General features: G+C 69.9%; 7 protein-coding genes. 3 read left to right on the top strand and 4 right to left on the bottom strand.

Annotated elements, in window-relative coordinates; translation table 11 throughout:
* The first annotated feature begins 32 nt into the window (after positions 1-32).
* Positions 33-3,947 (top strand): DNA-directed RNA polymerase subunit beta', encoded by a 3,915-nt coding sequence (locus FB471_RS14750; protein WP_141998776.1) that lies wholly within the window; start codon positions 33-35, stop codon positions 3,945-3,947.
* 131 nt (positions 3,948-4,078) lie between these two features.
* On the opposite strand, the gene FB471_RS14745 is transcribed toward FB471_RS14750, so the two are convergent.
* The 4 genes from FB471_RS14745 to FB471_RS14730 all read right to left on the bottom strand — a co-directional run bounded on the left by FB471_RS14745 (position 4,079) and on the right by FB471_RS14730 (position 7,353).
* Positions 4,079-4,885, bottom strand: a complete 807-nt coding sequence (locus FB471_RS14745) for a hypothetical protein (RefSeq protein WP_141998774.1) — start codon at positions 4,883-4,885, stop codon at positions 4,079-4,081.
* Positions 4,886-4,910: 25 nt separating this feature from the next.
* Positions 4,911-5,798 carry a hypothetical protein gene (locus FB471_RS14740; RefSeq protein ID WP_141998772.1) on the bottom strand — a complete coding sequence of 296 codons (888 nt, stop codon included), beginning with the start codon at positions 5,796-5,798 and terminating at the stop codon, positions 4,911-4,913.
* 63 nt (positions 5,799-5,861) lie between these two features.
* Entirely contained in the window at positions 5,862-6,998 is a 1,137-nt protein-coding gene (locus FB471_RS14735) for a hypothetical protein (protein ID WP_141998770.1), read from the bottom strand.
* Positions 6,999-7,032: 34 nt separating this feature from the next.
* Positions 7,033-7,353 (bottom strand): WXG100 family type VII secretion target, encoded by a 321-nt coding sequence (locus tag FB471_RS14730; protein WP_141998768.1) that lies wholly within the window; start codon positions 7,351-7,353, stop codon positions 7,033-7,035.
* A gap of 450 nt (positions 7,354-7,803) precedes the next feature.
* Here FB471_RS14730 and FB471_RS14725 point away from each other — a divergent pair, with 450 nt between their 5' ends.
* Both FB471_RS14725 and FB471_RS14720 read left to right on the top strand, forming a co-directional pair.
* Complete coding sequence (locus FB471_RS14725) at positions 7,804-8,766, top strand: class I SAM-dependent methyltransferase (protein ID WP_142001947.1); 963 nt, start codon at positions 7,804-7,806, stop codon at positions 8,764-8,766.
* A gap of 229 nt (positions 8,767-8,995) precedes the next feature.
* Positions 8,996-14,965 (top strand): SDR family NAD(P)-dependent oxidoreductase, encoded by a 5,970-nt coding sequence (locus FB471_RS14720; protein ID WP_141998766.1) that lies wholly within the window; start codon positions 8,996-8,998, stop codon positions 14,963-14,965.
* The last annotated feature ends 1 nt before the right edge of the window (position 14,966 follow it).

Genomic DNA, 14,966 nt, shown 5'->3' with positions numbered 1-14,966 from the left:
AGCCCGACTCAACCCCAAGGGGATGCAACGACGTGCTGGACGTCAACTTCTTCGACGAACTCCGGATCGGCCTCGCTACCGCGGACGACATTCGCCAGTGGAGCTTCGGCGAGGTGAAGAAGCCGGAGACGATCAACTACCGGACGCTCAAGCCGGAGAAGGACGGGCTCTTCTGCGAGAAGATCTTCGGCCCGACCCGGGACTGGGAGTGCTACTGCGGTAAGTACAAGCGGGTCCGGTTCAAGGGCATCGTCTGCGAGCGCTGCGGCGTCGAGGTGACCCGCGCCGAGGTGCGCAGGGAGCGGATGGGCCACATCGAGCTGGCCGCCCCGGTCACGCACATCTGGTACTTCAAGGGCGTGCCCTCGCGGCTGGGCTACCTGCTCGACCTGGCCCCGAAGGACCTCGAGAAGATCATCTACTTCGCGGCCTACGTGATCACCAGTGTGAACACCGAGCTGCGGCACAACGACCTGCCCACGCTGGAGAACGAGATCGGCGTGGAGCGCAAGAACATCGAGGCCAAGCGCGACTCCGACATCGAGGAGCGGGCGCAGAAGCTCGAGGCCGACCTGGCCGAGCTGGAGGGCGAGGGCGCCAAGTCCGACGTCCGCCGCAAGGTCAAGGAGGGCGGCGAGCGTGAGATGCGCCAGATCCGCGATCGGTCGCAGCGCGAGCTGGACCGGCTCGAGGAGGTCTGGTCCACCTTCACCAAGCTCGAGCCGCGGCAGCTCGTCGTGGACGAGGTGCTCTACCGGGAGCTGGTGGACCGCTACGGCGAGTACTTCACCGGTGGCATGGGCGCGGAGGCCATCCAGAAGCTGGCCACCGAGTTCGATGTGGACGCCGAGGCGGAGTCCCTGCGCGAGACCATCCGCAACGGCAAGGGGCAGAAGAAGCTCCGCGCGCTGAAGCGGCTCAAGGTCGTGTCCGCCTTCCAGGCCACCAACAACGACCCGCGCGGCATGGTGCTGGACGCGGTGCCGGTGATCCCTCCGGAGCTGCGCCCGATGGTGCAGTTGGACGGTGGCCGGTTCGCCACCTCCGACCTGAACGACCTGTACCGCAGGGTGATCAACCGGAACAACCGGTTGAAGCGGCTGATCGACCTCGGCGCACCCGAGATCATCGTGAACAACGAGAAGCGGATGCTGCAGGAGGCCGTGGACGCGCTGTTCGACAACGGCCGCCGCGGGCGTCCGGTGACCGGGCCCGGCAACCGGCCGCTGAAGTCGCTGTCCGACCTGCTGAAGGGTAAGCAGGGTCGGTTCCGGCAGAACCTGCTCGGTAAGCGCGTGGACTACTCCGGCCGCTCGGTGATCATCGTCGGCCCGACGCTGAAGCTGCACCAGTGCGGGCTGCCGAAGGACATGGCACTGGAGCTGTTCAAGCCGTTCGTGATGAAGCGGCTGGTGGACCTCAACCACGCGCAGAACATCAAGTCCGCCAAGCGGATGGTGGAGCGGGCCCGCCCCGCGGTGTGGGATGTGCTCGAGGAGGTCATCACCGGCCACCCCGTGATGCTGAACCGGGCGCCGACCCTGCACCGCCTCGGTATCCAGGCCTTCGAGCCGCAGCTGGTAGAGGGTAAGGCCATTCAGCTGCACCCGCTGGTCTGCGAGGCGTTCAACGCGGACTTCGACGGTGACCAGATGGCCGTGCACCTCCCGCTGTCCGCGGAGGCGCAGGCCGAGGCGCGGATCCTGATGCTGTCGGCGAACAACATCCTGTCGCCGGCCTCCGGCCGCCCGCTGGCGATGCCGCGACTGGACATGGTGACCGGGCTGTACCACCTGACCCGGGTGGACGAGAACGCCGAGGGCGTGGGCCAGGCGTTCTCCTCGCCCGCCGAGGCCATCATGGCCTTCGACATGCACAAGATCGGCCTGCACGCCCCGGTGAAGATCAGGGTGAGCGACCGTCAGCCGGCCAAGGTCGACGAGCCGAAGCTCGCGGAGAAGGGCTGGGAGCCGGGCAAGCCCTGGCTGGCCGAGACCACCCTCGGCCGGGTGCTGTTCAACGAGCTGCTGCCCGCGGACTACCCGTTCGTGAACGAGCCGCTGCCGAAGAAGCGGCAGGCGGTCATCGTGAACGACCTCGCCGAGCGGTACTCGATGACCCAGGTCGCGCAGACCCTGGACCGGCTCAAGGACGCCGGGTTCTACTGGGCCACCCGGTCCGGTGTCACCGTGGCGATCTCCGACGTGCTGGTGCCCGAGGACAAGAAGCGCATCCTGGACGAGTACGAGGGCAAGGCCAGCCAGGTGGAGAAGCGCTACCAGCGTGGTCAGCTCTCGCACGCCGAGCGCAACAACGAGCTGGTCAAGGTGTGGGCGCAGGCGACGGAGGACGTCGCCCAGGTCATGGAGGATCACTTCCCCGACGACAACCCGATCTCGATGATCGTGAAGTCCGGGGCGGCGGGCAACATGACCCAGGTCCGCTCGCTGGCCGGTATGCGTGGCCTGGTGTCCAACCCGAAGGGTGAGTACATCCCGCGCCCGATCAAGGCCAACTTCCGTGAGGGCCTCTCGGTTGCGGAGTACTTCATCGCGACGCACGGTGCCCGGAAGGGTCTCGCGGACACCGCGCTGCGGACCGCCGACTCGGGTTACCTGACCCGGCGTCTGGTGGACGTGTCCCAGGACGTCATCGTCCGGGAGCGCGACTGCGGCACCGGCCGCGGCATCAACATGCGGATCGCCGACGAGCTGTCGGACGGCAGGGTGCTGCGTGCCGAGCACGTGGAGACCGGCGTGTACGCCCGCGCGCTCGCCGCGGACGCGGTGGACGCCAAGGGCAACGTGGTGCTGAACGCCGGCGACGACCTCGGTGACCCCGCGATCGAGAAGCTGATCTCGAGCGGGATCGCCAAGGCCAAGGTCCGCAGCGTGCTGACCTGCGAGTCCGCCGTGGGTGTCTGCGCGACCTGCTACGGCCGGTCGATGGCCACCGGCAAGCTGGTGGATGTCGGCGAGGCCGTGGGCATCGTCGCCGCCCAGTCCATCGGTGAGCCGGGTACCCAGCTGACCATGCGTACCTTCCACCAGGGTGGCGTCGCCGGTGACGACATCACCACGGGTCTGCCCAGGGTCACCGAGCTGTTCGAGGCCCGGGTGCCGAAGGGCAAGGCGCCGATCGCCGACGTCGATGGCCGGGTGCGCATCGAGGAGAGCGAGCGGTACTGGAAGATCACGCTGGTTCCGGACGACGGCAGCGAGGAGATCGTCTTCGACAAGCTGTCCAAGCGGCAGCGGCTGGCGATCACCCCCGCGGGGCGCCCGCTGGCGGACGGCGACCACGTCGGGGTCGGCCAGCAGCTGCTGGAAGGCACCCCGGACCCGCACGAGGTGCTGCGGGTGATGGGCCCGCGCGAGGCGCAGATCCACCTGGTGGACGAGGTGCAGAAGGTGTACCGGGCGCAGGGTGTGTCCATCCACGACAAGCACATCGAGGTCATCGTCCGGCAGATGCTGCGCAGGGTGACGATCATCGACTCCGGTGCGACCGACTTCCTGCCCGGCGAGCTGCCCGAGCGGACCAAGTTCGAGTCGACCAACCGGTCCGCGGTGGCCGAGGGCGGCGAGCCCGCCTCCGGTCGTCCGGTGCTGATGGGCATCACCAAGGCCTCGCTGACCACCGACTCCTGGCTGTCGGCCGCCTCGTTCCAGGAGACCACGCGGGTCCTGACCGACGCGGCGATCAACGGTCGCAGCGACAGGCTGGTCGGCCTGAAGGAGAACGTGATCATCGGTAAGTTGATCCCGGCCGGTACGGGTATCAACAGGTACCGCAACATCCAGGTGCAGCCGACCGAGGAGGCCAGGGTGGCCGCGTACGCCATCCCGTCCTACGACGATGGCTACTACACCCCGGACGTGTTCGGTACCGGCACCGGTGCCGCGGTCCCGCTGGACGACTACGACTTCGGTCGCGACTTCCGCTGATCGCGTAGCCCCAGCCCGCAGAGCCCCCGGCCCCGGCCGGGGGCTCTCTTCATGCCCCCCCGAAGTGCGTTTAGCGGGCTAACCGTAGTCAGTGGGCCGCCTGGAAGTGCGTTTAGCGGGCTAACCGTAGTTCACGGTCGGGTCGTGGTGGGGTGGCCGCGGCGGCGAAGGCGCCTGATCCCGCGGGCGCTCCCGACGTAGATGAGCCCGACGAACACCGGGACCAGCACCGCCATGCCGACCATGAACCATGCCCCGACCGTGTCCGCGTAGATCTGGTGCGGCCAGGCGGGAGACACCCCGGCGCTGATGGTCTCGCCCTCGGCCGGCCGCCAGCCCCACCCCGTCCACCAGATGTCGGCGTGGTGGGTCGCGCCGTCCAGGAGATAGGTCCCCTGCACGGTCGTGGAGTCGGTGACGCTCCGTACGCTGCTGGACTCGAAGACGGCGGTGACGTGAATGCTGATATCTCTCGTCAGCCCGAGCAGGTACAGCAACGGGCTGAGCAGCAGGAACCAGAAGTCGGCCGCGAGGACCATGGTCACCATGGTGCCGAGGAACTTCCTGGCACCGGACTCCGTGCCGAGCGCGGCGGCCAGCACCAGCGAGAAGACGACCAGCCCCAGCAGGATCGCGCCGAGCACGACGAAGTCGCTCGGGTCAAGCGCGACGACGAGCCAGGTGGTCGTGGTGGCGAGCCCGACGAGCACCGCGGCCCAGGTGGACACCCTGGCCCAGGTACGGATGCGGCCCGCGTCGCCGGTGACCTGGCCCGAAGCGACCGGTGCCAGTGTCACACCGCGTGGCGGCGGAATCGGAACCCGGTCGGCCGGCGCCGCCGGTCGTTTCGCCCTGAGCTTGCCGCCTGCCCGGAGCAGCACGCCCATGACCAGGTAGCCGGCGACGATGAGCCCGGGCAGGTAGTCCAGGAAGCTCATGCCCGGCCGACCCTGTCACGCCGTGCTAGGTGACGAACATCACGATGACGAGAATAACGAAAGCGGAGAAACCGGCCAGTTGGTAGAGGCGAGCCGGGGTGAGGTGCCGCCGCCATTCCTGCCCGCCCGGTGCTGCCTGCGCGGCTGGGCTGTTCCCAGCCGGGCCGTACGCGGCCAGCGGGTTTCCCGGCCGCAACGGGGTGCGGTCGAGGAACCCGACCAGGAAGTCGACCTGGTGCATGATTCGGTTCGGGTCGATCTCGCCGGGCCAGGTCATGTGCAGCACGTCCCGTTCGATCGCCAGGGGCGTGCCGAACTGGCCCGCGTAGTGCGCCAGCCAGTCCAGGCTGTCCTGGTTCAGCGCGGCCGAGGCGAATCGCTGATCGTCGGCGAACGCGTGCAGCCGGTCGGAGAACGGCTGCGGCAGCGACACCGGTGACCACTGGCCGGGACCGTGCCGCAACTCCTGCTCGCCCCGGTCGACCGGCGACACCTTCAGCGGAGGGCAGTCCGAGATCGCGATCTCGATCCGGTACTCCGCCATGATCACCGGACCAGGGGTGGTGACGGGCGCCTTCTGGTAGTGGGCCTGGGCGGCCCGCACCGGCCAGCGGCCCCGCACGACATCCAACGCGTACTCGTAGGCGGGCTTGGTCACCGTGGACATGGTGTCGATCCAGCCCCCGTCGACCCGGTCCACGAACGGGGGGCGCAGTGCCGCCGATCGCGGCGTCGACTCGGACACGCCCGTGCGGACCTGACCACCCACCTGCCCGGCGACCGCCCGCAGCCCCGCCAGGCGCCGGTCGCGTCCGCGCTTGTCCGACCGGCGCCGGAGCCAGAGAACCAGCAGCACGATCGCCACCAGGATGGCAACCAGTAGTCCCAGGTCGAACTGCCAACTGTCCGTCATGACCTTCCCTATCCGGTTGTGGCTCGAACAGCGGTTCTCGGGCAACCAGGTTGAACAACAAGCTCAGATGTCCAGGTAGCCTTCCGTCTCTTCCTTGGACTGGTCGGCGCCGGTCTCGTCGTACTCCTCGCCCTTCTGCAGGTTGCTGTAGTTGCGGGCCGCCTTGTCCACGCCCGCGTTCGTGCCGGTGCCTGCCCCCACCTGTGCCGCGGCGGTGTCCCCGACCTGGTTCACCATCGACCTGCCGAAGCCGTCCTGCACCCGGCCGCCGATCATCCCGTCCGAGCCGTAAAGCTTCTGTACCGGCTTCGCGAGCGGCGACCCGCCCACGCCCTGCAGCTCCAGGTCGGCCAGCCCGCGCTGCATGCGCTTGGTGTCCATGGCCTGCTTGAAAGCGGTGCGGACGTTGCCCATCCTCGTCCGCAGGCTGCGCAGGAAGGCCATGATGTCGTCCAGCAGCTTGCGCAGCTTGGCGATCGTCCTGCTGACCCTGCTGCCGGCGGACGCCGCCTTCGCCGTGGTGGCGGTGCCCGCGGCGGCGGTCGAGGCGCCGAAGGAGGGCACGGCCGCGGCCAGCGCCGGGATCCAGATCATGATCAACCAGGTGACGAACTCGGTGAGCAGCGCCTTGATGAACTCCTCGATGACGGTCATCACCATGCTGGACATCTGCAGTAGCTGGGACACCTCGCCGGCTTGCCCGGCCACCCCGTCGATGCCCTTGGCGAACTCACCCAACCTGGTGCCCGCGGCCTCCGCGGCATCACCACCCCAGGTCTGCAACGAGTTCTTCAGCTCCTCCTCGAAGGTCTTCCGCAGCTCGATGACGCCCTTGCCGATCGCGTCGAAGTTCTCCGCGGCCTGGGCGAGCGCGGGACCGTCGCCGCTGACGAAGTGGATCGCGTCCTCCAGCGGCTGGACCACGCTGATCAGGAAGTTGAGCCCCTGGCCGACCAGCCAGCCGATCGGGTCGGTGGCGATCCCGAGCCCGGCCCCCGCCAGCGACTGGATGAATCCGGAGCCCTCACCCACCAGGGCGCCGACCTCGGAGCCGGTCGCGCCGTCGGTGAGTTTGGAGCCGGCGTCGAAGGTCTTGACCACGTTGCCGTAGAGCGGCACGGCCTCTGTGGCCTTCGTACCGAGGTCCTTCTCGCCGGTCTTGATGGTGACCCCACCGGCTGCGTGCTCTTGCTCGGCCATGTCCTTGCCCCGTCCCTCGCCCTCACCCGGTGGGTCAGTTGTCGATCTGCACCTTCAGGCCGTCGAGCAGCTGGACGACGGCGTCCTCGTGCTGCCGGTAGCCGTCCGCGGCCTGGGTGAACTTGTCCGAGCCGCTCTGCAGCCCGTTCTGCAGGTCGGTGCACAGATCCTTCAGGTCCCCCAGCATCTCGGTGTACTTGCCCTTGACGAAGATCCCGACAACGCCCCAGGACTCGTCACCGACGTCCGCCGTGTCGACCAGGCCGGCGATATCGCCTGCGGTGCCCTTCTGGTCGGCCAGCTTTCCCGCGTAGGTGCGCAACTCGTCCTCGTTGACCGTGAATCCGCCGCTCATCGGGCTGCCCCTCTCGTCGTACGGCTCACGCACTATCGCATGTGCCGGCCGGTCGGCCGCACCTATGACCTGGACAAGGCGTCCCCGGTTCCACCCCGTGGTGCGTTCAGCGGGCAAACCGTACCCAAGCCGTCCCCGGGAGGTGCGTTTAGCGGGCTAACCGTAGTCGGCGGGCCGGCCGGGAGTGCGTTTCGCGGGCTAACCGTCGTGCCGGGGCGGGTGGTGGGACTTGAGAGTCCGATCACATCACGGTCCCGGGGGTAGCGTGGGAGCGTGGTCACACACGGCGACATCTCGGGTGGTCATAACGGAATCGGAGAACATATCGGGCATTTGTTCACTCGTCTGGTTGTCGGCGGGTCACTAACGGCGGGTTGTCATACCGGATGGCCGCCGCTAACATCCAAATGAGGCGATTCTGCCGAACCTGGGGGCAGAGAAAGGGTGGCGATGGGTGCGCCAAAAGCCATCGGTGAATTCACCGAGGGGCTTAACGAGATCAACGCGTCGAGCGGGGACGTGCCGGTCGAAGGCTCCCGTAGCAGTCGGCTGAAGGGGAATACCTCCTCGGTCTACGATATGGCCGCACTCGGATCCAGCAAGGGTGACATATGGAACTGGGGGATGTATGACGAGGAGGTTGCCGCCGAGATCGAGAAGCTGATACCGGGGTTCACCGATTTCGAAACGGACGGTATCTCCGAGCAACTTTACTTTCTCGCTCTCAAGGATATCCCGCTGGGCTTTTCCGAGTACTCGGAAAAGTCGGTGCTCGAGGTCGGCTGCGGCAGCGGCGAGGGGCTGAACTTCCTGTCCCGCCTGCTCGGCGACGGCAGCAACCTGGTTGGTCTGGATCTTTCTCCGCTCGCTGTCAAGCGGGCGAACGCCACTCTGGGCAGGGGTGATCGGCTGCGCTACGTGCAGGGCGACGCCGAAGAGCTGCCCTTCGAGGGCGCCCAGTTCGACGTCCTGATCAACATCGAGAGTTCCCACACCTATCCTGACCTGCGCACATTCTTCGAAGAAGCGATGCGGGTCCTGAAGCCGGGCGGCTATCTCGCGCACATCGACGTGTTCACGAGGCAGCGCTACGAGCTGATGACGCGGCTCAAGCGGGACCTGCCCGGGCTCGACTGGATCCACGAGCGGGATATATCCGCTGAGGTCAGAGCGGGTATCCGGCGTAGGCTCGCCCCCGGAAGCCACTTCCGCAAGACGTTCGCCGACAAGCGGCTGCCGCCGCTGACCCGGCGCATCGCCGAGCACTCGCGGACGGTGATCTTCGGCGGGGTCTTCGCGGGTTACCAGGACAGCGGGTACATCAAGCTGCTTCGCAAGCTCGGTGTACTGCCGCACGGCCGGCACCTTCCGGTCGAAAGTTACCGTCACCACGTTGCGGTAAAAACTGCGTGAAGTAGGCGAGGACAGCGTCGTCGTACGCGATTGATCCTGCTTGGCGCCGGTGGATTTTTGCCCGTACCGGCGCCGGCAGAAATAACCACGTCCGCCTGGGGTCAACGGCGCCTCCTTGAGGCGACTATGTTCATATGGTAGGAAGAAAAGGCGCCTGCGGACGTTAATGTCAGCAGGCAAGGATCATCATTGTATTGGTGATCGATTCCGTTTGTGATGGGGGTCGCGTGTGACGGAAGCACGGAACATCCGTGTCGGTTTGCCGCACCTTGCCGTCGGCGGCCTTTCTGAAAATTGGCTTTTCAAGGAACTGGGCGACCTGCACTGGAGCCTGCTCGAGGCGCATTACGGAATTGATGTCACCGAGCTGCGCGATTCCCGTGGCGAGCGCCTGTTGCCGGCGTTCGTGCGTATCCGGATCGCGGGTGAGGCACCGCTGTCCGCCTACGCCGAGGGCGACCGGCTCACCCTGGCGGGTGAGCTGACGGCGATGGATGAGCAGACCTTCGTCAGTGACCTGCACTGCTCCGGTCCAGCCCCGGTCACCGCGCGGCTGATGACCGTGTTCGCCACCCGGAGGTCCGGCAACGCACTGGTCCTCGGTGTGCCGGCCGCCACGGGCCCGGCCACGGCGGAACCCAGCCGGGAGCAGCTCGACTTCAACCAGGAGTTCCGGTCCGCGCGCGAGGCCGAAGGCACCGGCCACCTCGGCGCCACCTACCGGTTGAATCCCTACCACGATCTCAACGGCGCAGGCCTGCTCTACTTCGCTTCCTACCCGCATATCAACGACTACGGCGAGCGCGCGTACTTCCACGGTCCCGGCAGGGCACAGGCCGGGCTCGCGCCGGGCCAGGACTGGTCCGTGGCGACGTCCACCGTGTCCAGGGACGTGATCTACCTCGGCAACTGCGGCCCCGAGGAGGACGTGCGGTACCGGCTGGACGCGTTCTCCCGCGAGGGGGACGGCCGTGTCCGCCTGGTCTCCACCCTGCTGCGGGACAGCGACGCCACCCCGCTCGCGCGGATCACCACGATCAAGGAGATCGTCGACCACTCGCCCGCCACGACCGAGCCGGCGCACGCCGGCCCGCGGCTGGGCATCGACGAGCTCGAGCGCAGGCTGCTGCCGCTGGTCACGAGCACCCTGGAGGTGCATGGCGCCGGGCTCGACCGGGACACCGACCTGCGCAGGCACGGCCTGGACAGCTACTCGCTGACCACCCTCGCCGCCGAGGCGAGTACCGAGCTCGGCACCGAGGTGGACCCCAGCGGGCTGTTCCAGGCCCGCTCGGTGGCCGACCTGGCCCGCATGATCGCCGGAGAGCCCGGCCCCGCGGAGCCGGCCGGTGCGCGGACCCGGCCCGCGGAGCCCGCGGACGCCATCGCGGTCGTCGGGATGGCGGGCCGGTTCCCCGGGGCCGACTCGGTGGACGAGCTCTGGGACCTGCTGGCCGAGGGCCGGGAGGCCGTGGACACCGTGCCCGCCGATCGGTGGGTCTCCGAGGCGGCGCCCGGTGCCCCCGGCCGGGCCGGGCTGCTCCGCGACGTCCGGCGCTTCGACCACGCGTTCTTCCGCATCTCGCCGCGCGAGGCGGAACTGATGGACCCGCAGCAGCGGCTGTTCCTCGAGGTCGCCTGGGAGACCTTCGAGGAGGCCGGCTACGACGTGTCCCGGCTGGAGGGCAGCCGCACCGGGGTCTTCGTCGGCGTGTGCCACAACGACTACGCCGCGCTGGTGCGGCAGCACGGGAGCGGGACCGAACCGCACCTGAGCGTGGCGAACTCCTTCTCCGTCATCCCGAACCGGGTGTCCTTCGCGCTCGGCCTGCGGGGCAGCAGCGTGGCCGTGGACACCCTGTGCTCCTCCTCACTGGTCGCGGTGGCGCAGGCCGTGCGTGAGCTGCGTGCCGGCGAGTGCGAGCAGGCGCTCGTCGGCGGGGTCAACGTGCTCTGCGACCCGCGACAGCATCGGACCTACGCCGAGGCGGGGGTGCTCAGCCCGGACGGGCGTTGCCGGACCTTCGACGCGTCCGCCAACGGCTACGTACGCGGGGAAGGCGTGTGTGCCCTGCTGCTGAAGCCGCTGCGCCAGGCGCGTGCCGACGGGGACCACGTGCACGGCGTCATCCGCGCCGCCGCGGTCAACCACGGCGGCCAGTCCCAGTCGCTGACCGTGCCGAACGCCGACGCGCAGGCCGACCTGCTGGTGCACGCCTACCAGGAGGCGGATCTGGACCCGGCCACCGTCGGATACCTCGAGGCGCACGGCACCGGCACCGTGCTCGGCGACCCGATCGAGGTGTCCGGGATCACCCGCGCCTTCCAGCGGCTCGGCCGTGCCGCGGAACCGGCCTGCGTACTGGGCTCGCTGAAAACCAACATCGGGCACCTGGAGTCCGCGGCCGGCCTGGCCGGGATGATCAAGGTGCTGCTCGCCATGCGGCACGGCACGCTGCCGGGCACAGCGCATTTCACCGAGCTCAACCCGAAGATCCGGATCGAGTCCACCCCGCTGCGCGTCCGGTCCGACAGCGCGACCTGGGCCCGGTACCCGGCCCCGGACGGGACCGAGCTGCCACGCCGAGCAGGAGTCAGCTCCTTCGGCATGGGCGGCACCAACGCGCATGTCGTGCTCGAGGAGGGTGCGCCGCGGCCTGCCCCCGCCGCCGGTGCGGACCCTGGCCCCTGGCTGGTCCCGCTGTCCGCGCGGACCGCCGAGGAGCTGGCCGAGCTCGCCGGGAACCTGCTGCGCTTCCTCGACCGCCCCGACCCGCCCGCGCTGCCCGCGATCGCCGGCACCCTGCGGGTCGGCAGGGCCGCCATGGCGCGGCGCGCCGCGCTCCTCGTGCACACCCTCGACGAGCTGCGTGCCGGGCTGCGGGAGGTCCACCAGGGCCGGCCCGTGGCCCCGGAAGGGGCGGGCGAGCTCGCCGAGCTGGCGCGGGACTGGTGCGCGGGCGGCGACATCGACTGGGCCGCGCGGTACCCGGACCCGCCCCATCGAGTCTCGCTGCCGACCTATCCCTTCCGCGCGCGGCGGCACTGGATCGTGCCCGAGCGGCAGCCCGCGCCGGAGACCTTCCTCACCAGGGAGTGGGTCGCAGGCGAGCAGGCACCCGCGCGGCGGCGGGGGACCTTCCTGGTGCTGGTGAACGACACCTCCGCGGCGGTGGCCGGCCGGCTGCCCGAACTGGACGGTCTCGGCGAGCTCCGGCCCGTTCTCGTCCGGTCCCTCGCCGACCTGCCGGGCGAGGACGAGCCGATCGACGGGGTGATCGACCTCGCCGACCTGTGGGCCGATCCGGGCCAGGAGGACAGGGAGTTCCGCTGGGAGGTGCTGCGCCGCACCGTCGCGACCCGGCGGACCGCCCCGCTGGTGCTGCTGCACCTGACCAGCGGGCTGCGTTCCTTCCGCACCGAGCGGCCCTCGCTCGCCGGGGCCGAGCTGGCCGGCCTCTACCGGGTGCTGCCCGCGGAGTCCCCCCGCTCGGCCGCCCGCACGATCGACCTCGACTTCGGGCCGGACCGCGCCGACCTGCTCGGCGCCGTGCTGGCCGCGGAACTCGACCCGGCCGACCGGGAAACCGAGATCTGCTACCGCTCCGGTACCCGGTTCCGGCCGCGGCTGGTCCCCACGGAGCCCACCCGGCCCGTCCTGCCCGGAGGCCTCGCCGGCCTTGCCGACGGTGCCGTGGTGATCACCGGAGGGACCGGAGGGATCGGGCTGCGCCTGGCCGCCCGGCTGGCCGAGCGGGGCGTCCGGCACCTGGTGCTGATCGGCAACAGCACGCTGCCCGCGCGGTCCCGCTGGCGCGCCGTCGCGGCCGACGAGGCCACCGAGCCGGGGCTGCGGGACAAGCTGCGCGCCCTGGTCGCGCTGCTGGACCGCGGCGTCACGCTGGAGGTGCGCACCCACGGCCTCGGCAACCCCGCGACGGTGAAGGCCCTGATCACGAAGGTGCACAAGCGGGCGGGCTCGATCTCCGCGGTGTTCCACTGCGCCGGGACCATGGGCGAGGCCCGCGCCTTCCCGCACAAGCGGGTCGAGGACGCGCGCGAGGTGCTCGCCCCGAAGGTGGCGGGGCTGCACACCCTGTGGGCCGCGCTCCAGGGCAAGCGGTCCGGGCCGGTCGTGCTGTTCTCCTCGATCTCCTCGGCGGTGCCGAGCCTCGGCGCCACCCATGCCGACTACGCGGCCGCCAACGCCTTCCTCGACTTCTTCGCCGAGGCACACGACGATCCCGGCGGCGTCGCGGTGCGCTCCCTGGAGTGGCCACTGTGGACCGGCGTCGGGCTCGGCCGGAACCTGCGCAGCGGCGGGCCCGCGCTCGGCATCCCCGACCTGGACCCGGCCGACGCCCTCGACCTGCTGGACACGGCGCTGCGGGACGGCACGCCGCCCGTGGCGCTGCCGTGCCGGGTCGCCCCGGCAGCGGTGACCGGCCCCGGGCTGCTGCGCGGACCGCAGCCCGCCACCCCGGCCGCCCCGGGCGCGGCGGACGTCGCCGGAGGCAAGGACCCCGGGCGGCTGGCCGGGATCGTGGCCCGCACCCTGCGGATCGACCCCGCGGAACTCCGGCCCGACGCCACCTTCGCCGAACTCGGCGTGGACTCGCTGCTGCTCGCCGAGCTGGTGCACGTGCTGGAGGACGAGTTCGGCCGGTCCGTGGACCCGACGCTGGTGCAGGAGAATCCCACCGTCAACGCGCTGGCCGCCGCGCTCGGCGCCGAGCGCGGCGGCCAGCGCACGACGCCGGCGGCCGCCGGCTCGCCCGAGCCGGCGGCGCCGTCCTCCGGCGCGATCGCGGTGATCGGCATGGCCTGCCGCTTCCCCGGGGCCGCGGACCCGGCGACGTTCTGGCGGAACCTGGCCGCGGGCGGCGACCACGTCACCGAGGTCCCACCGCAACGCTGGGACGTCCGCGCCCGCTACGCACCGGACTACCGCCCGGGCAGCAGCATCAGCAAGTGGGGCGGCTTCATCGAGGACGCCGCCGAGTTCGATCCCGGCTGGTTCGGCTTCGACGACCGCACCGCCAGCTACCTCGATCCACTGGTGCGCAAGGCACTCGAGGTCGGCGCCGAGTGTTTCCTCGACGCCGGGTACACAGTGGACGAGCTGCGCGGCAGGCCGGTCGGGGTGTATGTGGGCTCCCGCTCGGCCAACTACCGGGAGTACCTGCGCCCGCTGCCGCGGGAGGCGATCGTCGGGCTCAACCAGAACTTCATCGGCGCGCACCTCTCCCACTTCTTCGACCTCACCGGCCCCAACCTGGTGGTGGACACCGCATGCTCCTCCTCGCTGGTCGGGGTGCACCTGGCGAGCCAGAGCCTGCTGCTCGGCGAGTCGGAGCTGGCCCTCGCGGGCGGGGTCGACCTGCTGCTGGACGAGGACCCCTACCTCGTGCTCAGCGAGGGCAGGGCGCTGTCCCCGACCGGGCGGTGCCGCACCTTCGACGAGTCGGCCGACGGGTTCGTGCCCGGCGAGGGCGCGGGAATGGTGCTGCTCAAGCGGCTGGACGCGGCCCAGCGGGACGGGGACAGGGTGCTCGCCGTGCTGGAGGCGAGCGCGGTGAACAACGACGGCCGGACCATGGGCTACACCACGCCCAACGGCCGGGCCCAGCGCCAACTGGTCGACGCGGCCCTGCGCCGTGGCGGGATCGACCCTCGGGGTATCGGCTACGTCGAGGCGCACGGCACCGGAACGATGATCGGGGATCCGATCGAGTTGCAGGCGTTGACCGAGACGTTCCGGCAGCACACCACCGACCGGCAGTTCTGCGGCGTCGGCAGTGTGAAGAGCAACATCGGTCACCTGCTGAGCGCTGCGGGTATCGCCGGGCTGATCAAGGTCGTGCTCGGCCTGCGGAACCGGCAGCTCCCACCGACGCTGCACTGCACCCGGCCCAACCCCCGGTTCGGGTTCGCCGAGTCCCCGTTCTACCCGGTGACCGAACTGACCGACGCTCCCGAACTGGAGCGGGCCGCGGTCAGTTCCTTCGGGTTCGGCGGCACCAACGCGCACGTGGTCCTGCGCCGGGCCGCCGCGCAGGCGCAGGCGCGGCAACCGCTGCCCGCGCCGGAGTACCGGCGCAAGCGGTTCTGGTTCCGCGAGCAGGAGCCGGGGCACGAAGAGGTTTCCCGTGCCCGCCGCTCGGCCAAGCTCGAGCTCGGTTTCCTTTCCGGCGCCTGAC

This window comes from Amycolatopsis cihanbeyliensis, assembly GCF_006715045.1.
Classification (GTDB): Bacteria; Actinomycetota; Actinomycetes; order Mycobacteriales; family Pseudonocardiaceae; genus Amycolatopsis; species Amycolatopsis cihanbeyliensis.
Note: the sequence above shows the minus strand (reverse complement) of the source record. Positions and strands in the feature narration are given on the sequence as shown.